The sequence below is a fragment of the Brevundimonas sp. GW821-FHT10A07 genome (assembly GCF_059415785.1).
In genome coordinates, this window is the sequence record NZ_JBWKNX010000014.1 from 25974 (window position 1) to 47464 (window position 21491).

The 21491-nt window shown below is 67.5% G+C and carries 18 protein-coding genes; 7 read left to right on the plus strand and 11 right to left on the minus strand.

All coding sequences use genetic code 11. The features are described from left to right. Positions 1–194: 194 nt before the first annotated feature. Positions 195–809, plus strand: coding sequence for a DUF4168 domain-containing protein (locus tag AC07NC_RS12495; RefSeq protein WP_494569741.1), 615 nt, complete (start codon positions 195–197; stop codon positions 807–809). 4 nt (positions 810–813) lie between these two features. Here the strand turns inward: AC07NC_RS12495 and AC07NC_RS12500 are convergent, their stop codons facing one another. Further along, positions 814–2676 (minus strand): monovalent cation:proton antiporter-2 (CPA2) family protein, encoded by a 1863-nt coding sequence (locus AC07NC_RS12500; protein WP_035310636.1) that lies wholly within the window; start codon positions 2674–2676, stop codon positions 814–816. 59 nt (positions 2677–2735) lie between these two features. Next, entirely contained in the window at positions 2736–3548 is an 813-nt protein-coding gene (locus tag AC07NC_RS12505) for an isocitrate lyase/PEP mutase family protein (protein ID WP_494569742.1), read from the minus strand. 138 nt (positions 3549–3686) lie between these two features. Here AC07NC_RS12505 and AC07NC_RS12510 point away from each other — a divergent pair, with 138 nt between their 5' ends. The 3 genes from AC07NC_RS12510 (at position 3687) to AC07NC_RS12520 (ending at position 6664) form a co-directional block, all read left to right on the plus strand. Next, positions 3687–5513 carry a vWA domain-containing protein gene (locus tag AC07NC_RS12510; protein WP_494569743.1) on the plus strand — a complete coding sequence of 609 codons (1827 nt, stop codon included), beginning with the start codon at positions 3687–3689 and terminating at the stop codon, positions 5511–5513. Positions 5514–5602: 89 nt separating this feature from the next. Next, positions 5603–6010, plus strand: a complete 408-nt coding sequence (locus AC07NC_RS12515; RefSeq protein WP_494569744.1) for a CBS domain-containing protein — start codon at positions 5603–5605, stop codon at positions 6008–6010. A 66-nt stretch (positions 6011–6076) separates the two neighbouring features. Then, on the plus strand, positions 6077–6664 hold the full coding sequence (locus AC07NC_RS12520) for a hypothetical protein (RefSeq protein WP_008261883.1): 588 nt from the start codon (positions 6077–6079) through the stop codon (positions 6662–6664). A 180-nt stretch (positions 6665–6844) separates the two neighbouring features. Here the strand turns inward: AC07NC_RS12520 and AC07NC_RS12525 are convergent, their stop codons facing one another. The 8 genes from AC07NC_RS12525 to AC07NC_RS12560 all read right to left on the minus strand — a co-directional run bounded on the left by AC07NC_RS12525 (position 6845) and on the right by AC07NC_RS12560 (position 14661). Next, positions 6845–8029 (minus strand): acetyl-CoA C-acyltransferase, encoded by a 1185-nt coding sequence (locus AC07NC_RS12525; RefSeq protein ID WP_494569745.1) that lies wholly within the window; start codon positions 8027–8029, stop codon positions 6845–6847. Between the two features lie 74 nt (positions 8030–8103). Further along, complete coding sequence (locus AC07NC_RS12530) at positions 8104–9060, minus strand: flavin reductase family protein (RefSeq protein WP_008264121.1); 957 nt, start codon at positions 9058–9060, stop codon at positions 8104–8106. 94 nt (positions 9061–9154) lie between these two features. Continuing rightward, the gene (gene mmsB, locus AC07NC_RS12535) at positions 9155–10057 is read right to left on the minus strand and encodes a 3-hydroxyisobutyrate dehydrogenase (protein ID WP_494569746.1); all 903 of its coding nucleotides are present in this window, start codon (positions 10055–10057) and stop codon (positions 9155–9157) included. Between the two features lie 25 nt (positions 10058–10082). Then, a complete protein-coding gene (locus AC07NC_RS12540) occupies positions 10083–11141 on the minus strand; it encodes an enoyl-CoA hydratase/isomerase family protein (RefSeq protein ID WP_494569747.1) in 1059 nt (352 codons plus the stop codon). Then, a complete protein-coding gene (locus AC07NC_RS12545) occupies positions 11138–11566 on the minus strand; it encodes a PIN domain-containing protein (protein WP_426026531.1) in 429 nt (142 codons plus the stop codon). The genes AC07NC_RS12540 and AC07NC_RS12545 overlap by 4 nt, the downstream gene beginning before the upstream one ends. Beyond that, positions 11547–11816 carry a type II toxin-antitoxin system Phd/YefM family antitoxin gene (locus AC07NC_RS12550; protein ID WP_035306346.1) on the minus strand — a complete coding sequence of 90 codons (270 nt, stop codon included), beginning with the start codon at positions 11814–11816 and terminating at the stop codon, positions 11547–11549. The genes AC07NC_RS12545 and AC07NC_RS12550 overlap by 20 nt, the downstream gene beginning before the upstream one ends. A 57-nt stretch (positions 11817–11873) precedes the next feature. Then, a complete protein-coding gene (locus AC07NC_RS12555) occupies positions 11874–13013 on the minus strand; it encodes an isobutyryl-CoA dehydrogenase (RefSeq protein WP_494569748.1) in 1140 nt (379 codons plus the stop codon). A 142-nt stretch (positions 13014–13155) separates the two neighbouring features. Continuing rightward, the gene (locus AC07NC_RS12560; protein WP_494569749.1) at positions 13156–14661 is read right to left on the minus strand and encodes a CoA-acylating methylmalonate-semialdehyde dehydrogenase; all 1506 of its coding nucleotides are present in this window, start codon (positions 14659–14661) and stop codon (positions 13156–13158) included. 403 nt (positions 14662–15064) lie between these two features. On the opposite strand from AC07NC_RS12560, the gene AC07NC_RS12565 reads away from it, so the two are divergent. From AC07NC_RS12565 to AC07NC_RS12575, 3 genes are all read left to right on the plus strand, one after another. Then, the gene (locus tag AC07NC_RS12565; protein ID WP_494569750.1) at positions 15065–16267 is read left to right on the plus strand and encodes a sensor histidine kinase; all 1203 of its coding nucleotides are present in this window, start codon (positions 15065–15067) and stop codon (positions 16265–16267) included. Positions 16268–16429: 162 nt separating this feature from the next. After that, the gene (locus AC07NC_RS12570) at positions 16430–16918 is read left to right on the plus strand and encodes a MarR family winged helix-turn-helix transcriptional regulator (RefSeq protein ID WP_494569751.1); all 489 of its coding nucleotides are present in this window, start codon (positions 16430–16432) and stop codon (positions 16916–16918) included. A 110-nt stretch (positions 16919–17028) separates the two neighbouring features. Further along, positions 17029–18624, plus strand: coding sequence for a methyl-accepting chemotaxis protein (locus AC07NC_RS12575; protein WP_494569752.1), 1596 nt, complete (start codon positions 17029–17031; stop codon positions 18622–18624). Between the two features lie 30 nt (positions 18625–18654). On the opposite strand, the gene AC07NC_RS12580 is transcribed toward AC07NC_RS12575, so the two are convergent. Further along, the gene (locus AC07NC_RS12580; protein ID WP_494569753.1) at positions 18655–21285 is read right to left on the minus strand and encodes a PAS domain-containing protein; all 2631 of its coding nucleotides are present in this window, start codon (positions 21283–21285) and stop codon (positions 18655–18657) included. Positions 21286–21491 lie beyond the last annotated feature (206 nt).

Below are 21491 nucleotides of genomic sequence, written 5' to 3' on the forward strand. Positions count from 1 at the left end.
CGCCCGTCTAACGTATCCTTGATCGGCTCTCCAGCCCGCCGGGGTGGCGATCACGCCGCGAACGCCTAGATTAAGCGGGCTCCCCGCTCCTTTATCCTTACAGGCGCCACAGCCATCGGGGAGCGATGACGTGATTGCGTCGTCGCCGTCCTTGCACGGCATAAGTGGACGCCAGATCGAAAGGACCACGCACCATGCGCGCGCCCCGCCTCGCTCTTTTTGCTTCCGCCGCCGCTCTGCTGACCGCCGCCGGCGCACACGCCCAAACCCCTTATGAAACCGCCCCGACCGCGGCGCCTGCCCCGGGCGCAGCCGACTTCACCGACGAAGAATTGCGCAAGTACGATGTCGCCATCACCCGCGTCCGCGCGGTCAGCGACACCCTGAACGGCGCCCAGCCGACGCCCGAACAACAGGCCGAAATGGCGGCTGCGGTTCAGGAGTCCGGCCTCGAGGTCGTGCGCTTCAACGCCATCTCCAACGCCGCCGCCGAAAGCCCGGTGATCAACGCCCGCATCAACGCCATGAAGGCGCCGAAGCCTGCTCCCGGATCGATCGCGGCCGGCGTCAGCGATGCGGAACTGCGCCAGTTCGTCGAAGCCATGACCAAGATTCGCGCCGTCACCGCCAATGTCCAGAACGGCCAGGCCACCCCGGAACAGAGCGCCCAGCTGACGGCGGCGGTCGAGGGGTCCGGCCTCGCGGTGGACCGTTTCAACGCCGTCGCCACCGCCGTGTCCCAGGACGCCGGTCTGCGGGCCCGGGCCGAGTTGATCGGCGCGCGACAACAGGAGGCCGGCGCCCAATAGGGCGTCAGGTCTCGGCGGGTTCTCGCCGTGTGTCCGGTGCGGCCGGACCCGCCTCGTCCTCGTTCAGCAGTCGGCCTTCGCGACGCGGCTTCACATAGGGAGCGGGTTGCGGCGTCGGCATATTGCCGCGCATCAGTTGGCGCCCGGCCTTGATGCCGCCGGTCAGCTGCAGGTCCAGACGCGCCTCGTCGCGGCGGCGAACGTCGCCGATGGCCTCGGCCGCCTGGCCCTCGTCCATGCCCAGTTCGATCAAGGCGCGCTCGCCGAACTTCAATGCGGACTCGAAGGTCTCGCGGATCTGATAGTCGACCCCGGCCTGGATCAGCCGCATGGAATGCCCCCGGTCGAAGGCCCGGGCCATGATCTTGGTCGTTGGGAACTCGGACTTGACCAGTTCGACGATGCGATCGGCGACCTCGGGCTTGTCGACGCAGACCAGGACGATCTCGGCCTCGTCCGCACCCGAGGCCCGCAGCGTGTGCAGCTGGGCGCCGTCGCCATAGTAGACCTTGAACCCGAACTGGGAGGCGGCCTGGATCATCTCGACGTCGTTCTCGATGATCGAGACGTCCACGTCCCGCGCCAGCAGGGGTTGGGACACGACCTGGGCGAACCGGCCGAAGCCGATGATCAGAACCTGGCCGCGCAGGTCCTTGGCGAAGTCCACGCCCTCGGCGTCCTCGGCCGACAGGGTCGGCTTGGGCAGCAGGCGCTGGGTCAGCAGGCTGGTCAGCGGCGTCAGGGCCATGGACAGGATGACGATGGCCGACAGCATGGCCCCGACCTGGGCGTCGAACAGGCCGGCCGTCACCGCCGCGCCATACAGGACGAAGGCGAACTCGCCGCCTTGCGCGAACAGGGCCGCACGCTCGACCGCCTCGTGGTGCGAGGCCTTGAACAGGCGGGCGACGGCATAGATGCCCAGCGCCTTGACCGCCATGAAGGCGATCACGCCGCCGACCACCAGACGCCAGTCGGCGACCACCACCGACAGATCCAGGGACATGCCGACGCTGAGGAAGAACAGACCCAGCAGGATGGCGCGGAAGGGCTCCACATCGGCTTCCAGCTGATGGCGGAAGGTGGATTCGGACAGCAGGACTCCGGCCAGGAAGGCGCCCATGGCCATCGACAGTCCGCCCAGCGACATGGCCCAGGCGGCGCCGACCACGACCAGCAGGGCCGCCGCCGTCATCACCTCGCGACCGCCGTAGCGGGCCAACAGGCGGAAGATCGGATTGACCAGATACTTGCCCGCCAGCAGCACGCCGCCGACCGCCGCGACCGCGAAGCCGATGGTCTGCCACAGGGGGGGCGCCTGTTCGTTCGCGACGCCCAGCACCGAGGCAAGGACGGCGACGATGGCCAGAAGCGGCACGATGGCCAGGTCTTCCAGCAGCAGGATGGAGACGGACCGCTGTCCGGGCCCACCCGCGATCTCGCCCCGCTCCTCCAGCATCTGCATGATGACGGCCGTCGATGACAGGACGAAGCCCATGGCGCCGACAAAGGCGACCGGCGCCGAGAAGCCGGCCAGCATGGCGGTCAGGGTCAGGATCAGGCCGCAGAACAGCACCTGGGCCGCGCCCAGGCCAAAGATCTCTTTCCTCAGCCCCCACAGGCGTTTGGGCCGCATCTCCAGCCCGATGATGAACAGGAAGATGACCACGCCGAACTCGGCGACATGAAGAATGGTCTCGGGCTCCTGAAACAGTTTCAGGCCGAACGGCCCGATAGCCAGACCCGCCGCCAGATAACCGAGCACCGAGCCCAGACCGACCCGCTTGAACACCGGCACGGCGATGACGCCCGCCGCTAGCAGGGCCGCAGCCGCGCCCAGATCCAGTCCCGTCGTCGCCTCGGCCATCACATCCCCTGTTGGTGAAAGCTGATAGTGGGGAAGCTGGGCTGATTTTGCGAGCCCGATCAGCCGAAGACGGCGCCGATACTCGCCAGACCGTCGCCCGCCGGCGACATGACCTTCCAATCCTTTGCGAGCCCATCGGCCAAGGTCTTCAGTCGTTCCAGAACCGCAAGCATCGGATAGGGGCCTGTGCTGATCCGGCAGGCCCCCGCCGCGAAGAGGATCGAGGCCGGGGGCGCGTCAGGCCCCGCCATCAGACTGATCGGCCCGCCGATGCCTTGCGCTAGACGGGCCACGACGACGGGGTCGATTGCGCCGGGCAGAAAGACCACGTCCGCTCCCGCCGCCAGCCAGGCTCGTCCCCGTTCGACCGCCATATCGATCCGCTCTGCCTCGCTGTCGCCAAGCCCCAACAGGAAGACGTCCGTGCGAGCGTTGATCACCACTTCAGGCGCTGCAGCGCGGATGGCCGCGATCCGCGTTTGCTGATCCGGGATCGTCATCAAGACGCGGGGGGCGGCGTAGTCGACGTCTTCGAAATTGAGTCCCACCGCTCCGGCCGCCCAGGTCGCACGGGCCGTCTCCGCCGCATCCGCCTGGCTCGGACCGTAGCCCGCCTCGACATCGGCGTTGAGCGGTAGAGTTGTGGCGCGGGCGATGGCGGCGACCTCCCGCATCATATCCTCCCGCCCCAGCCCCTCGCCGTCACGAACGCCCCGCGACCAGGCGACCCCCGCGCTGGTCGTTGCGACCGCGTCAAATCCGGCGGCCTGGAAGATGCGCGCGCTGGCTGCGTCCCAGCAGTTCGGCAAGATCAATCCGCCTGAACGGTGCCGTTCCCGGAAGGCCTGAGCGAGACGTGTCTGATCCATCATGAGCAACTCCTGTCTGATTTGCGATCTGACACGGAAGCCGCGCCCGTTCTGGCGATTTTCGGACGCCGTCAAAATGCGGCGCCACAGTTTCGCCTCAGGCGACAAGCGGAGTAGCGCCCAGAACAACCGGAGGAAGCCATGCCGCGTCTCGTCAGGATCGCCGTCGCCGCCACCCTGGGCCTGTCCGTCGCGGCGCCGCCCTTCGCGGTTCCCACCTTCGCCCTGGCCCAGCCCCAACGCCCGTCATTGGACGGCGAGGCCACGCCGGCCGCCTGTGCGCCCTTGGGCTTCGTCCTGTCCCCGCCGGGCGAACCGATGCAACATCTGACCAGCCCCGTCCGGCCGACGCCGATCCCGGCCCCGACGCAGAGCCGCATCGAGGGCGTGCCTCCGCCACCGCCACCTCCTCCTCCTCCCCCGCCGCCGGCCCCGCCAGCACCCATGCGTCCGGCGGTGGTCGCCGCCGCACCGGGGCAGGCTCCGCTCAACGCCGTGGTCGTGACCGGATCGCGCATCATGCCCGGCGCCCCAGCCCCGTCCGACACCGAAACCTATCCCGACGCCACGCCCAATCCGGTCAAGCGGACGGCGGACCAGCCGGTCTCCACCTTCTCGATCGACGTGGACACGGCCGCCTATTCCAATGTCCGCCGCTTCATCGACGAGGGCCGCAGCCCTCCGGCGGACGCGGTGCGGGTCGAGGAGCTGATCAACGCCTTCGACTATGGCTACGCCCGCCCGACCTCCCAGGCTCAGCCTTTTGCCATCACCACCGCGGTCGCCGCTTCGCCCTGGGCAGACGGCCGCCAGATCGTCCACATCGGCTTGCAGGGTTATGAGCTCCCGCAGGGCGAGCAGCGGCCGCTGAACCTGACCTTCCTGGTTGATGTCTCGGGCTCGATGCGCAGCCCGGACAAGCTGGACCTGGCCAAACAGGCGATGAACCTGGCCATCGACCGGTTGCGGCCACAGGACACCCTGTCGGTCACCTATTACGCCGAGGGTGCGGGCACGACCCTGCAGCCCACGCCCGGCGACCAGAAGCTGAAAATGCGCTGCGCCGTCGCCAGCCTTCGCGCCTCGGGCGGCACGGCCGGCGCGACCGGCATGACCAACGCCTATGACCAGGCCCAGGCCAGTTTCGCCCGTGACAAGGTCAACCGCATCCTGATGTTCACCGACGGCGACTTCAACGTCGGCGTCACCGACAACAAGCGGCTGGAAGACTATGTCGCCGAAAAGCGCGGAACCGGCGTCTATCTGTCGGTCTATGGCTTCGGACGCGGCAACTACCAGGACGCCCGGATGCAGACCATCGCCCAGGCGGGCAATGGGGTTGCGGCCTATGTCGGGGATCTGCGCGACGCGCGGCGCCTGTTCGGCCCGATGTTCGACAAGGGCGCCTTCCCCATCGCCGACGACGTCAAGATCCAGGTCGAGTTCAATCCCGCCCGCGTCGCCGAATGGCGGCTGATCGGCTACGAGACCCGCCTTCTGAACGAGGCGGACTTCGCCAACGACCGCATCGACGCAGGCGAGGTCGGATCGGGGGCCAGCGTCACGGCCCTGTACGAGATCACCCCCGTCGGCGGCCCGACCCAGGTTCCCGAGCGCCGCTATCCCGACAACCGGATCGGTGTCGGCGGCGGCGATCCGAACGGCGAGATCGGCTTCATCCAGGTCCGCTACAAACAGCCGGGCGGCAGCCGGTCGGAACTGATCCAGCAGCCTCTGACCAGCCGCGCCGTCGGCGCCCAGCCGCCCGAGGCCACACGCTGGGCCCTGGCCGTCGCCGCGTTCGGCCAGAAGCTCCGCAACGACCCGTGGATGAGCGCTGACTACGGCTGGGATCAGGTGCTGGCCCAGGCCCAGGGCGCGCGCGGCGAGGATCCCTGGGGCGACCGGGCCGAGTTCGTCCAGTTGGTGCGCGCGGCCAAGGACCTGCCTGAACGCCGCACGCCTTAAGGCCGAGCGGCGCCGAGCGGGCGCACGGCGGCGGAACCCCGCCGTGCGCGGCGGGTTTTCACGGCGACGCTACACCACAGGAGACCGCCATGAAGATCCGCGACGTCATGACCAAGGATGTCCACCTCGCCCGCCCCGGCGACACGCTTCAGGAGGTCGCCGCCCGGATGGCCAAGGGGGATTTCGGCTTCGTGCCCGTGGCCGACGGCGACCAGTTGATCGGCGCCATCACCGACCGCGACATCGTCGTGCGCGCCCTGGCGGCCGGCGCCGCCCCGTCCGCGCCTGTGGTCGAATACATCACCCGCGACCCGCAGACGGTGCTGGACACCGACGACCTGAAATCCGTGCTGGACCTGATGGGGTCGCGCCAGATTCGCCGCGCGCCTGTGGTGGACAAGCATGGCCGCGTCGTCGGGGTCATCTCGTTGGGCGACCTGTCGACCCGGGTGAAGGAGAAATACGCCGGCGAGACGCTGGAGAGCATCTCGCGTTAACCCTCCCCCCTCACCACGCGCTAACCGGCGCCTGCCATTCTGCACCCTGAACGGTGGGAGATCAGAATGGCGCGCGCGCAGTTCCAGAAGGGTCAGAAGGTCTGGGTCGAGTGCGTGGGCGCCTGGGCCACCATCGAGAAGGTTCAGCCGGTCTGGGCCAAGGGTTTCGACGAGCCGGTGCGCGTCACCTACGACGTCGGCCTGGGACGTGAGTTCGCCGCCGCCGAACTGATGATGGCCGCCGCGGACGCCGCCGGGGCCGAGGTCGGCGACTGGCGCGTGCTGCGGGCCCGCAACAAGTGGCAGGCGGAAGAGGACTGCCTGCACCACCCCCAGCCCGGCACCTATCCCGTCGTCGTCACTGACACGGCCGACTGGGGCGGCTGGCGCGTGCCCGGCGCCGAATATGACCGCGACCCCCAGCGCATTGAATTCCAGTCCCGGCTGATCGCCGCCGCGCCGCGTCTGATGCAGTTGGCTGAAAGCCTGATGGACCTCGTGGCCGAGAGCCCCGACGACGCGCCGCCCGCCGTTCTGGCCCTGGCGCGCCAGGCCCGCGACACGCTTCAACCTGTGACGGAAATTCTGGAAGCGGCGCCGGCCCGGGCGAGCGGCGTCATGCCGGGTGCGGACGCCAGCCTGGCTGAACGCTGAACAGGCGGAGCCGCGCAGCTTTCAAGTCGCGCAGCGGGTCGGCCTGCTGCGGTCAGGCTCGCGGCACAGGCTCAGGGGTAGGGCAGCCGAGCGTGGAGTGAGGGCGGCTGTCGCTGTCGTCGTCCGTCCACGTCGATGACTTCTGACGCGCGTGACCGAGATCGAAAAACAGGTTTCGCCTCAGATCAGTTCGACGCCCATGGCGGTGGCCTCGCCACCGCCGATGCACAGGGCGGCCATGCCCCTGGTCTTGCCGCGCGCCTTGAGCGCCGACAGCAGGGTCGTCAGGACCCGCGCGCCCGAGGCGCCCAGCGGGTGTCCCAGGGCGCAGGCGCCGCCGTTGACGTTGATCTTGTCATGCGGGACGCCCAGCTCCTGCATGGCGATCATCGGCACGATGGCGAAGGCCTCGTTGACCTCCCATAGATCGACGTCGTCGGCCGTCCAGCCCGCCTTCGCCAGCGCCTTCTTCAGGGCGAAGACCGGCGCGGTGGTGAACAGGCTGGGTTCATGGGCGTGCGCGGCCTGGGCGACGACGCGGGCGATCGGCGTCAGGCCCAGGGCCTGGGCCGTCGATTGGCGCATCATGACCAGGGCTGCGGCGCCGTCCGAGATCGAGGCGGCCGAGGCGGCGGTGATCGTGCCGTCCTTGCCGAAGGCGGGCTTCAGATTGGGGATCTTGGACGGGTCGGACTTGGTCGGCTGTTCATCGCGATCGACCACAACCACGCCCTTGCGGGTCTTCACCTCGACCGGCGTGATCTCGGCGTCGAAATCGCCGCTGTCCTGGGCGCGTTTGGCGCGACCGGCGCTTTCGGTCGCATAGGCGTCCTGCTGTTCGCGGGTGAACTGATAGGCCTTGGCCGTGTCCTCGGCGAACTGGCCCATCAGCTTGCCCGGTTCATAGGCGTCTTCCAGCCCGTCCAGATACATGCTGTCGGAGATGACGTCGTGGCCGATCCGGGCGCCGCCCCGGTGCTTCTGCATCAGATAGGGCGCATTGGTCATCGACTCCATGCCCCCCGCCACGATCACCTCTGCGGATCCGGCCAGCAGGGCGTCGTGCGCCATCATCGCGGCCTGCATGCCCGAGCCGCACATCTTGTTGATCGTGGTCGCCTCGGTCGAGATCGGCAGGCCCGCGCCCATCCCGGCCTGACGCGCCGGCGCCTGGCCCAGGCCGGCGGGCAAGACGCAGCCCATGATGATCTGCTCGACCTTGTTCGGGTCCAGGCCGGCTCGCTCGAGCGCCGCCTTCACCGCCGTCGCGCCCAGGTCGGTGGACTTGGCGTCGGACAGCGCGCCCTGGAAACCGCCCATGGGCGTGCGGGCGTAGGAGACGATGACGACGGGATCGGCGGACATGGCGGGTTTCCTCTTGCTTTGGGCTCTGAGATAGCGATCCGACCGCCCGATGTGAACCGGGCGCCCTGCTGCAATCAGGCGAAGTGAAGTCGACGGTAGCGGCCCCGGAAATAGAGCAGCGGGTCGCGGCGCGGCTCGAACCGGGCGCGCGTGACCCGGCCGATGAAGACCAGATGGTCCCCGGCCTCGACCACCTGATGGGTCGCGCATTCGAAACTGGCCAGCGAGCCGGACAGGATCGGCGCGCCGGTGTCCCAGGTCTCCCAGGCGACGCCGTCGAACCGTTCCGCCGAGGACCGGGCGAAGGCGCCCGACATCGGCTGCTGGCCGATGTGCAGCACATTGATGGCGAAATGCGCCGCCCGCTGGAACCGCTCCAGATTGGACGAACTGCGGGCCAGGCAGAACAGGATCAGCGGCGGATCCAGCGACACCGAGGAGAAGGAGTTGGCCGTCAGGCCCACCGGCTGCCCCGCCTCATCCAGGGTCGTCACCACCGTCACCCCGGTGGCGAAACAGCCCAGGGCGTCGCGCAGGGTGCGGGGATCGGAACCGGCCTGGTAATACAGGGCCTCGCGCGGGGCCTGGCGTTCCAGGAAGGCCAGGATGACGGCGTCGGCCGTCTCGCCCGGATCGGCGGGGGCGTCGGGATCCAGCGTCAGGATCGGCAGGCCGTCCAGCGGCGCGGTCGCCTCGACCGGCGCCTCGCCCGCCACGATCAGGCAACTGGCCAGGGCCGGGCCGGTGACGACCAGGGCCGGGACGACGGCGGCCAGGGTCTGGGCCGAACACAGGATGGCGGGCCGCGACGAGATGTCGGTCAGCAGGCGGCGCAGGCCGGCCGCTTCGTCGCCCGCTTCCAGAGCGTCGGCCAGCAGGACGTGCCGCCCGGCCTCGACCAGGGCCCGCACCCACCGCCGCCAATCGGGCGAGAGACCCTGGGGCGCGCCGATCAGCAGGACGACCGGATCCTGGGGATCGCCCCAGCTCTGGACGTCCAGACCTCCGATCCGGGGCGGCGATGCGATCATGAGGCGGGACGGTCCAGTGCGGAGGGGAAGAGGCGTCTCATAGAGGAAGTCCGCCCCTTGAGACCATGGCTTACGATCTCGGGGCTGCGTCGGATCATCCGGCGTCCAGATCCGCCAGCCGTCCGCGCAGCATCTGGAGCATGGCGGAAAAGTCCCGGCCCCCGTGGCCCAGACCGTCGAACAGCGCGTACATCGCCTCGGCCTGGGCCCCCAGAGGGGTGGAGGCGCCCGATTTGGCCGCCGCCTCCTGGGCCAGTTTCAGATCCTTCAGCATCATGGCCGTGGCGAACCCGCCCTGATAGTCGCGGTTCGACGGCGCAGTCGGCACCGGGCCGGGCCAGGGATAATAGCTGGTCACGCTCCAGCACTGGCCCGAGGATTTGGACGCGATCTCGAAGAACCGCTCCGGCTCCAGACCCAGTTTCTCGGCCAGGGCGATCGCCTCGCACGTGCCCAGCATGGAGACGCCCAGCAGCATGTTGTTGCAGATCTTGGCCGCCTGCCCCGCCCCGTGGTCGCCGGCCCGGATGGTGATGCGGCTCATGGGTTCCAGCGCGGCCTCGACACGGGCGAAATCGCCTTCGTCGCAACCGACCATGAAGGCCAGGGTTCCGGCATCGGCTGCCGCCGTTCCCCCTGACACCGGCGCGTCAGCGAAGGCGTAGCCGGCGTCCCGCGCCAGCCCCGCCACCTTGCGCGCCGTCTCCACATCGATGGTCGAACAGTCCAGCAGCAGGGCGCTGGACGGCGCCGCGCCGATGATCTGCTCGGCATAGACCTTGTGCACATGGGGGCCGGCGGGCAGCATGGTGATGACCACCTCGGCGTCGCACACAGCCTCGGCGACCGAGGCCGCAGGCGCGCAGCCCGCCGCCGACGCCCGCTCCAGCGCCGCCGCGCCCAGATCGAAGGCGGCGACCGAATGGCCGGCCTTCGCCTGGTTCGCGGCCATGCCGCCGCCCATATTGCCCAGGCCGATGAAGGCGATCTTGGTCATGGTCTCTCTCCCTGTGTCGGCGTCCCTATCTGTCGAGGGGCGTCCATTTTTCATTGTCCGGCAGCGGCGCGAACAGCGCGTCCAGCGTCGCATCGGTAACGCCCGACAGGTCCGCCGGGGACCACTGGGGCGCATTATCCTTGTCGACGATCACGGCCCGCACCCCTTCTTGGAAGTCATGGGTCCGCACCACCCGACCGCCCAGCGCGTATTCCATGGCCATATTGTCGGTGAAGGATGTCAGGGCGGCGCCGGCGCGCAACTGGCGCAGCGTGACCTTCAGCGACTGCGGCGACTTGGTCTTCAGGATCGCCAGCTGGGCCGACGCCCAGTCGGAGCCTTCGGCGTCCAGCGCCGAGAAGATTTCCTCGACCGTGTCGAAGGCGAACAGCCGGTCGATGGCCTCGCGATGGGGGTTCAGGGGCGCCTCTTCCGGCTCGGTCGGGCAGACCCAGCGGTTCGCCTCCTCCAGCGGGTCCCCCGGGTTCGCCAGCAGCGCCGCCTTGAAGCCGTCGATGTCGATAGCCGGCACAAAGTGGGTGTGGATCCCAAGCTCCACCGTATCCGCCGCCTTCAGCCGCGCGCCCGTCAGCGCCAGCCAGGCCCCCGTCTGTCCCGGCAGGCGCGGCAGGAACCAGCCGCCCCCGACATCAGGGAACAGGCCGATGCCCGTCTCCGGCATGGCGTAGGTGGTCCTGTCGGTGGCGATGCGGATGTCCGCCGGCTCCGAAATCCCGACGCCGCCGCCCATGACAATCCCATCCACAATGGCCGTGATCGGCTTGGGATAGTCGAACATCAGGTGGTTCAGCCGGTATTCCGCCAGGAAGAAGGCCTTGGCCTCGGACGCATCCCCCGCCCCGCTCTCGGCGATCATGCGGATGTCGCCCCCGGCGCAGAAGCCGCGCTCGCCGGCATGGTCGATCAACACCGACTGCACCGCAGCGTCCTCACGCCAGGCCAGCAGGGCCTCGGTCATCGCCTCGCACATCGCCCGGTTCAGGGCGTGTATCGCCTTGGGCCGGTTCAGGCTGATACGGCCGACGCCGTTTTCGACGCGGGCGATGATTTCGGGTTCGGTCATGAAAGGTCCTTCTCCCTGAGATCAACAACATCCTGCCCGGCGGCTGCTGCAGCCTTCAGCAGATCGGCGTCGCGCGACGCCAGGCCGGCGTCCCTTTCGAGCGTCAGCCACAGATAGGCCGCGTCGAACAGGCTCAAACCCCGCCCCTGGGCCAGAAGGGCGATCCGACGCACCTCGCGAGCGGACAGGGCCGGCGCCAGACCGATCTCGTACTCGTCCAACCGCACAAAAGCTTCAGACAGGTCGAACCCCGCGTCGCGTCGCGCCTGGCGCACCAACAGATTGGCCACCTCCCACTGGAAGACATCGGGCGCGATCAGTTCATAGTCGTCGAGCGCCGCCAACAGACGACGCGCGGGAGCCGTGGATTGGCTGGCCAGCAGCCAGGACGCCGCCGCCGAGGCGTCAACGACCAGGGTCTTCATCGCGCGCGATCGCCTTCAGTTCGTCCCAGCTCATTCGCGCCCAATCGGCATCCGCCGCCTGCCCGGCCATAAAGGCCTGAGACCGTGCGGCCAGTTCGGCGCCGGACAGTCGGCGACGACGCGGCTCGGGCGTCAGACGCGCCACCGGTCGCCCGTGCCGGGTGATGACGATGGTCTCGCCCGAGGTCTGGACCTCGTCCAGCAAGGACGACAGCGACGTCTTGGCTTCGAGAACCCCGATGGAACGCATGGCCGAAATCCTGATCAGAATTCTGGTCAGAATAACAGATCGTGGCGCCGACCGCCATCATCCCCGCGCCATCTCCCGCGCGATGATCACCCGCATGATCTCGTTGGTCCCCTCCAGGATGCGGTGGACCCGCAGGTCGCGCACGATCCGTTCCAGCGGATAGTCCTTCAGATAGCCGTAGCCGCCGTGCAACTGCAGCGCCTCGTCGGCGATCTGGAAACAGGCGTCGGTAGCCAGCCGCTTGGCCATGGCGCACCACTTCGTCTTTTCCGGATGGTCGGTGTCGATGGCCCAGGCCCCGCGCAGCACCATCAGGCGCGCCGCCTCCAGATCCGTCGCCATGTCCGCCAGGCGGAACTGAAGGGCCTGGAATTCGCCGATCGGACGACCGAACTGTTTGCGGGTGGCGACGTAATCCTGGGCCGTTTCCAGCGCCAGACGCGCGCCGCCCAGAGAACAGGCGGCGATGTTCAGCCGCCCGCCGTCCAGGCCCGCCATGGCGTAGCGGAAGCCCGCCCCCTCCTCGCCCAGCAGATTGGCGGCCGGCACGCGGCAGTCGTCGAACTGGACGATGGCGGTCGGCTGGGCGTTCCAGCCCATTTTCCGCTCCTGGGCCCCGAACGACAGGCCGGACGTCCCGGCCTCGACCACCAGGGCGCTGATCCCCTTGGCCCCCTCCCCGCCCGTGCGGACCATGACGACATAGAGGTCGCTGGTTCCCGCACCCGAGATGAAGGCCTTGGATCCGTTCAGCACATAGTGGTCGCCGTCGCGCACCGCCGTGGTCCGCAGCGCCGCCGCGTCGGAGCCGGAGCCCGGCTCGGTCAGGCAGTAGGAGGCGATCTTTTCCATGCCGACCAGATCGGGCACGAACCGGGCGCGCAGAGCGTCCGATCCGAACCGGTCGATCATCCAGGTCGCCATATTGTGGATCGAGATGAAGGCCGCCGTCGCCACGTCGCCGCGCGACAGCTCCTCGAAGATCACGGCCGCCTCGACCCGGCCCAGCGCCATGCCGCCGTGTTCCTCAGCCGTATAGATGCCGCAGAAGCCCATCTCGGCCGCCTGTTTCATCACATCGACGGGGAAGTGTTTCTCCTCGTCCCAACGGGCGGAGTGGGGCGCCAGCTCGGCGTCGGCGAAGGCGCGCGCCGCGTCCTGAATGGCGCGCTGGTCGTCGGTAAGGGCGAAGTCCATATCTTGTCACTCCCCGCCCCTCCCCGTCATCCTCGGGCTTGACCCGAGGATCGGAGGCGGAGGCGTCTGTGCGTCCGCGTCATCGCACAAGCCGCGGACAATCCGACCCTCGGGTCAAGCCCGAGGGTGACGGCAGTTGAGGTCAGCGCATCGTCGGGATGACGAACGAACTGTCCGAATGCTCCAGCGCACTGTCGGGCCACCGCGCCGTCACGGTCTTGGTCTTGGTCCAGAAGCGGACGCCCTCCATGCCGTGCTGGTTGATGTCGCCGAAGGCCGAGCGCTTCCAGCCGCCGAAGGTGTGATAGGCGACCGGCACCGGGATCGGCACATTGATGCCGACCATGCCGACATTGACCCGGGCGGCGAAGTCGCGGGCCGCACGGCCGTTCTGGGTGAAGATGGCGACGCCGTTGCCGTACTGGTGGTTCGACGGCAGGGCCAGCGCCTCCTCGAAGGTCTCGGCGCGGACGATCTGCAGCACGGGCCCGAAGATCTCCTCCTGATAGGACGACATCTCGGGCTTCACATGGTCGAACAGCGACGGGCCGATGAAATAGCCCTTCTCGTGCCCCTGCAGGCTGAAGTCGCGGCCATCGACGACCAGTTCGGCGCCTTCCTGCACGCCTTTTTCGATCCAGCCCAGAACGCGGTCCTTGTGGGTCTGGGTGACGACGGGACCGTAGTGGGCCTCGCTATCGGTGGAGACGCCGACCTTCAGGCTGGGGATTTCGGCGACCAGTCGCTCGCGCAGTTCGTCAGCGGTCTTCTTGCCGACCGGCACGACCACCGGCAGGGCCATGCACCGTTCGCCGGCCGAGCCGAAGGCGGCGCCGGTCAGGTCCTTGACCACCTGGGCCATGTCGGCGTCGGGCAGGACGATGCCGTGGTTCTTGGCCCCGCCCATGGCCTGGACCCGCTTATGGTTGGCGGCGCCGGTCTGATAGACATAGTGGGCGATGTCGGACGAGCCGACGAAGCTGACGGCGTGGACCAGCGGATGGGTCAGGATGGCGTCGACCGCCGTCTTGTCGCCATGCACCACGTTCAGCACGCCGTTGGGCGCCCCGGCCTCCAGCATCAGTTCGGCCAGACGCACCGGCAGGGACGGATCCCGTTCCGACGGCTTCAGCACGAAGGTGTTGCCGACCGCGATGGCCACCCCGAACATCCACATCGGGATCATGCCGGGGAAGTTGAACGGCGTGATGCCCGCCACCACGCCCAGCGGCTGGCGCATCGAATAGACGTCGATGCCGGGGCCGGCCCCTTGGGTGTATTCGCCCTTCAGCGCGTGAGGGATGCCGCAGGCGAACTCGATCACTTCCAGCCCGCGCTGGATGTCGCCCCTGGAGTCCGCGATGACCTTGCCGTGCTCGCTGCTGAGCAGTTCGGCCAGTTCGTCCATCCGCGCCTCGACCAGGCGTTTGAAGTCGAACATGACGCGGGCGCGGCGCTGGGGATTGGTGCTGGCCCAGCCGTCGAAGGCGTTCTGAGCGGCCTGGACGGCGCGATCGACCTCGGCCGTCGTGGCCAGTTGGACGCGGGCCTGAACCTGACCCGTATTGGGGTCGAAGACGTCGCCGAAACGGCCGGAGGCCCCATCGAAGGCCATGCCGTCGATGAAGTGGCGAATGTCGCGCACCATACCTGAGATTCCCTATGTGCTTATTGCTATTGCCCCCGTCATAGCAGGCAGGATCGGCCTCTTGCAGCCCCAAAGACGAAATGAAAGCCCTTGACGGAGCCACCCCAGCCTCACCGCTGCGGGACCCGAAATGTTCGAATCCGGACACAGTCATTAATAATCGAAATCAGGTTGTACATAATAACAACCACGTCCGCCGCAGTGCTATTGACTGTCAAGTCACCAGCCCAGGCTAATACTAAGGTCTTATTTTTGCTTTCCCCGGTCAATTTGAGTAGACTTAATTATGTCAAATTCGCCACAAGAGACGTGAAACTCCCCACAGAGGCGAGGCGTCAACGGCGAACGGGGTGGGAGACGACCAGTGGAGGCCTTTGCTGAGAGCATATTGTCGGATGCGCCCATGGCGATCATCGCGCTGGATGAGGCGGGTTTCGTCTGTTGCGCGAACGCGACGGCGGATCGGTTCTTCGGCCGCCCTCTGACCCCGCCGAACGCGGCGGCCATCAGCGATCTGATCGAGGGTTTCGACAGGGCGGATCTGCAGTCCCCGACATGGGTCGAAGACCTCAATGCGCGCGCCCGAAACGCCGGGGAGGATCCTCTGTGGCGGGCGCGGCGGCATGACGGCGTTCACGCCTTCGTCGACGTCCAGGCCGCGCGGTTCTCAGCCCGCAACGGCAAGTTCGTGACTCTCTTCATTCAAGACATGACCACCGCCGTCACTGCGGAAACCGCACTTCTGGAAGTGAAACTCCAGATCATTCACAACTGGCGACTGAGTTCGTTGGGGGAAATGGCCTCCATGGTGGCGCACGAGGTCAATCAGCCCCTGTCTGCGGCCATCAACTATCTGGCCGCCGCGGAGACGGCCGTGAAAAAGCCGGGTCCGAACACGGCGAACGCCCCCGAACTCATGGCGGCGGCGCGAGCCCAGGTGAAACGCGCGGCCGACATCATCCTGCGTCTTCGCGCGTTGATGATCCACGAGAAGCGCTATCAGGCGCGCGAGCAGGTCGCCGAGGTGATCGAAGAGATCATGCCCATTCTCGTCAGCCATGCCCGCGAAACGAAGGCGGAAATCTCCAGCCGGATCGACCCGGCCGCCTATACCTACTGCGACCGCGTTCAGCTTCAGCAAGTCATCCTCAATCTGGCCCGAAACGCCATGGAGGCGCCCCCGAACGACGTCCCGCGCAGGGTGGAGATCTCAGGACGGCAGACGTCGCAGGGCTATCAGATTCTCGTCAGCGACAACGGTCCCGGCGTGCCGGCGGACATGGCCGGCAAGCTTTTCGACCCCCTCGTCAGCAGCAAGTCCGGCGGAATGGGACTGGGCCTCTCGATCTGCCGCACGATCGTAGAGGCGCATGGCGGCGTCATAGAACTTGTCCCGAGCGCGCTTGGGGGCGCGGGCTTCGCGTTCACACTGAACGCCAATGTCCACGATCTTTCCACGCAAGGCGACGCGTCCGGGGGGCGTAAACGCCCCAAGTTGAACCCGGGCGTCGCCGAAACTGACGACTGGGACAGAGTCCGCGCTCAGTTCGTCAACGCGGATGAATACGGATGCGACAGTCTAGAGGCCAATCGACATCGCGGTTGATCGTATCAAACCCCGTGCAAGGCTTGATCACACGACGATCCGACGCTCAGATTTTCAGAAATCTTCGGTATTCGTGGGAGCGCCATTCAATCTCAGAGCGTGCGCCGCAATAGGGACTTTCAGTCCTATTGAAAGTTGGATCAGCAGGATTAGAACAAATCCATGGGCCATCGTGGAATCATCACAGCGGAACGTTTGACTACGGTCGATGAGAACGCAGTCGCACTGATCGGTCTGGACGCCCGGATCCAGCAGATGGACCAGATGCTTGATCGTCTTCTGAGCGACGACGACCTGGCCGGACCGGCTGTTCAGGCGCTGCAGATCGTCGAGGCCGCCGGACGTCGAGGGTTGCGGCAATGCGCTCTGGCCGAGTCGGTCAGCCTGCCGGCGGGCACGGTCTCGCGCCTGGTCGACACACTCGTCAAAGGCGATCTGGTCAGCCGGAGGCCGCACCCGACCGATCGGCGCGTGACAATGCTGGCGCTCACGGCGGCGGGCGGCCGACGACTGGACCGTCGGCGGGCGGATTACGGCCGGCTCGCCGAAGCCCTCACGCCCCAGGCCGCCGAAGCCCTGCGGGTCGTAAACCCGCTTCTCGAAGTCATAGCTGAAACCCTCGCCCGATCCGCAAAATCAAAGGCTGCCTGAGCGTCCCGCAGGGGTTGTTGTTGCAGCGCGGAACTGTTCCAACCCCCAACAATGTTCAACCATGGCTTAGGGTTAATGCAAGACTGTGCTCCCAGGTCTGGAGTACCAAGATGTCGGAAAATATGGATCTTCAGGAACGGCTTGCGTTCCTGAAGCTGGATGATGAGGCGCGCGCCGCTTTGGCCGACACGCGTCCGGTCGTTGAGGCCGCCCTGTCCCAGACCCTCGACGCCTTCTACGATCAGGTGCGCGCGACGCCCGATGTCGCGCATTTCTTCAACAGCGAGACCCATATCTCCGGGGCCAAGAGCGCCCAGGCCAAACACTGGTCCCTGATCGCATCGGGGGACTTCACCCCTGACTATGTCGAGGGCGTCCGACGAATCGGCCGGACCCACGCCCGGATCGGCCTGGAGCCGCGCTGGTACATCGGCGGCTACGCCCTGGTGCTGGAGGGGCTGATCAAGGCCATCGTCAAGGCGGACGACGGCAAGCGCAGCCTGTTCGGCCGCAAGGACAAAGGCGACGCCCTGGGCGCCGCCCTGGCCAGCGTGGTCAAGGCGGCCCTGCTGGACATGGATTTCGTCATCTCGCTTTACCTCGAGGCCGCCGAGGACGGACGGCGGGAGGCGGACGAGAAACGCGCCCTGGCCGAGGCCGAACAGACCCGGGTCGTTCAGGCCACCGCCGAGGCCCTGACCGCCCTGGCCGAGGGGGATCTGACGACACGCATCCATGCGGATTTCCCCGGCAGCTACGCCCGGCTGAAGGCCGACTTCAATACGGCCATGACGCAACTGGACGCAGCCATGGCGGAAATTTCCGGCAATACCGAAGCCATGCAGGCCGGCGCCGGAGAGATCAGCGAGGCCGCCGACGACCTGTCTCGCCGCACCGAGCAGCAGGCGGCCACTCTGGAAGAAACCGCCGCCGCCCTGGATCAGATAACCGCCACGGTGAAGAAGACCGCCGAGGGCGCGACCCAGGCGGCGACCGTCGTCGAGACCTCGCGGGTCGCCGCGGAAAAGTCGAAGGACATCGTCGAACGCGCCGTCAAAGCCATGAGCGCGATCGAAACCTCCGCCGAAAAGATCAGCCTGATCATCGGCGTGATCGACGAGATCGCCTTCCAGACCAATCTTCTGGCCCTGAACGCCGGCGTCGAGGCCGCCCGCGCCGGGGAGGCCGGACGCGGCTTTGCGGTCGTCGCTTCGGAAGTACGCGCCCTGGCCCAGCGTTCTGCGGACGCGGCCAAGGAGATCAAGTCCCTGATCACCGCCTCCTCGGTCCAGGTGAAGTCCGGGGTCGATCTGGTCGGCGAGACGGGCGACGCCCTGTCTTCCATCGTCAGCCGCGTGATGGAGATCGACCAACTGATGGTCGAGATCACGGCCTCCACCCAGGAGCAGTCGACCGCCCTTCACCAGGTCAATACGGCGGTGAATCAGATGGATCAGGTCACGCAACAGAATGCGGCCATGGTCGAGGAGTCGACGGCCGCCAGCCACAATCTGACCCAGGAAGGGCAAAGGCTGGCGTCTTTGGTCACCCGGTTCCGGGTCACGCAGGACGGCGGCCGGAGAACGGAGCAGACGGAAAGCCGGGTGGAACGTCCCGCACCCCGCGCTCTGGCACGCGCCTTCCGTCAGGTCGGTTCAGCCGCCCTGGCGACTTCGGCCCCGGCGAACGAATGGGAAGAATTCTGACGCAGGCGACCATGCCGCGTCCCGCACGGGTCAGTCCTCCGAGAGGATCGTCTCCACGCGCTGCGCCAGTTGCTTCAGTTCGAACGGCTTGGTCAGGATCCGCATGCCGGCCTCCAGATCGCCTCCGCTGAGGACCGACGTCTCGGCATAGCCGGTGATGAACAACACCTTGAGCCCCGGCTGCCGCGCCCGCGCGGCGTCCGCGAGCTGGCGGCCGTTCATCCCGCCCGGCAAGCCGACGTCGGTGATCAGGAGATCGATCACCCGCCCCGAACCCAGGACCGCCAGTCCCGCCCGCGCGTCCTCGGCTTCGATGAAGTCATAGCCGAGTTCGGACAGGCCTTCCGACACCAGCATGCGGATCGTGGCCTCGTCGTCGACGATCAGCACGGTATAGCGCCGTCGTGGCGCGCCCGACGGCGCGGGTTCGTCGACCGTCTGACCGAGCTCGACCTGGCCATGGTGGCGCGGCAGATAGAGGCCGATGGCGGCGCCCTGCCCCGGCGCGGACCGAATCCGGACCTGGCCGCCCGACTGCTGGACGAAGCCATAGATCATCGACAGCCCCAGGCCCGTGCCCTGACCGATCGGCTTGGTGGTGAAGAAGGGATCGAAGGCCCGGGCGATGACCTCCTCGTTCATGCCGACGCCGGTATCGGTGACGCTGAGGCGGACATAGTCTCCGCTGGGCAGGCCGAAGTCCCCCGCCTGCGCGCGATCCAGCACGAAATTGTCCGTCTCGATGGTCAGCCGCCCTCCGTCGGGCATGGCGTCGCGGGCGTTGATGCACAGGTTGAGAAGCGCATTCTCCAGCTGTCCCGGATCGACCAGCACCGGCCATGTCCCGGCCTGATATCGGGTTTCCAGCCGAATGGCCGGGCCAATGGTCTGTCGGATCAGATCCTCCATGCCGCGCGCCAGGGTCTCGACGTCCGTGGCCTTGGGCTCCAGCGTCTGACGCCGTGAAAAGGCCAGGAGGCGATGGGTCAGGGCCGTCGCCCGCTGGGCGGCCGCCTGGGCCGCCGCGATGAACCGTCCCACCTCGGAGCCGCGCCCCTCGGCCAGACGCTTGGCCACGATTTCCAGACTGCCGCTGACGCCGGTCAGCAGGTTGTTGAAGTCGTGTGCTATGCCGCCGGTCAGCTGGCCGACGGCCTCCATCTTCTGCGACTGGCGAAGCGCGGCCTCGCTGGCCATCAGTTCGGCGGTGCGCTGCTCCACCGTCCGCTCCAGCGACGCCGCCAGCCTGGCGAGATGCCGCTCGGCCCGACGACGCTCCCGCGCCGCCAGGGTGCGTTCGCCGACGTCCCGGAGGAACCGGATCTCGTCCTCCTGCCAAATGCGCACGGAGGCGTGGCTCAGATAGGCCAGGGCGACCATGCCTCCCTGTTCCGTCAGGGGCATGTTGACCACGGCGCGCGCCGTGAGGCCCTCCAGCATGGCGGCGTTTTCGCATGTGCGCGGATCCTCACGCGCATCGGCGAAGGCGACGGTTTCGCCGCGCTTCAGATCCTCGACATAGGAACCATAGTCCCGGAAGTTCAGGACGCCCGCGATGGTTTCGACCCCCGGCGCGGTCCATTCGCGGGCGATGGTGATGGTTTCGTCGTCCTGGTCCACGATGCCGAAGCCGGCGCGGCTGACCTCGAGCGTCCGGCCCAGAATCTCGGCGGCGGCATAGGTGATGTCCTCGGGATCCTCGAGATCGCGCAGGACGTCCGACAGCTCCACCATGGCCGAACTCAGGCGTTCGGACCGCACCCGATCGGTGATGTCGGTCGTGACCCCCGAGATGCGCAGCGGAGCGCCCTCGGCGTCCGACACCAGTATCCCCCGGGCCTCCATCCAGCGCACGCCGCCCAGGGGCGTGATGACGCGGTGGGTGATATGATAGTCCGCGCCGTCCTGGATCGTCGCATCGCTCTGCGCGCGCACCGCCTCCCGGTCGTCGGGATGGATCATCTTCTGGCGGTCTTCGTAGGTGAAGGGCGTCTCGACCGGCCAGCCCATCAGGGTCTTGTAGGCGTCGGAGGCCATCAGGGTCCGGGTTCGGACATCGACGCTCCAGGCCCCCAACCCGCCGGCCCGCATGGCCAGATCCAGTTCCCGGTCGCGTTCGTGGTCCACGCGCTCGCGCGCATCCAGTTCGGCCTTCAGCACGGCCTTGTCCGTCTGAAGTCCTGCGAGCCGCTCGCGCTCGATCGTGACATCGACCTGGCTGGCGAAGAAATAGGCCAGCACGCCGTTCCCGTCGAACACCGGCGCCATAAGGAGGCGATTCCAGAACGGGACGCCGTCCTTGCGGTGATTGCGGATGTCGATCTCGATCGGCCGGGCCGCATCGACGGCGGCGCGAATGCGGCTGACCGCTTCGGGATCGGTCTCCGGCCCCTGCAGGAAGCGGCAGTTGCGTCCGAGGATCTCCTCGCGGGCGTAGCCGGTCAGCCGGCAGAAGGCCTCGTTCGCAAACACGACCGGATTGTCGGGCCGGCGCGGATTGGTGATGACCATGGGCATGCGGGTCGCGCGGACCGCATTGACGAAGGGATCGGTGCTGTCGTCGAGCCCCAGCACCTCCGCCTCGATCCGCTCGGCGTCCAGGCTGACCCGATCAGGGCCCCGATCAGGGCGATGCGCGCCGTCGGATCCTGATCCAGTCAATCGCTTACCTTTCCTGCCTCCCGACCTTGGGGGCGGCGTAATCAACACGCGAGCCGCTTTACGGTTCATCGCCGAGGGGACGCTTCGCAGAGCCCCCCGTCAGCGACACGCAAGGCCGTCGCGTCCCCGCTATAAAGGCGCGCTGCCGGTGACGAAACCCGCAGATGGGGATTGGATCTGGATGGCCGCGCGGACAGGCGGCGCAA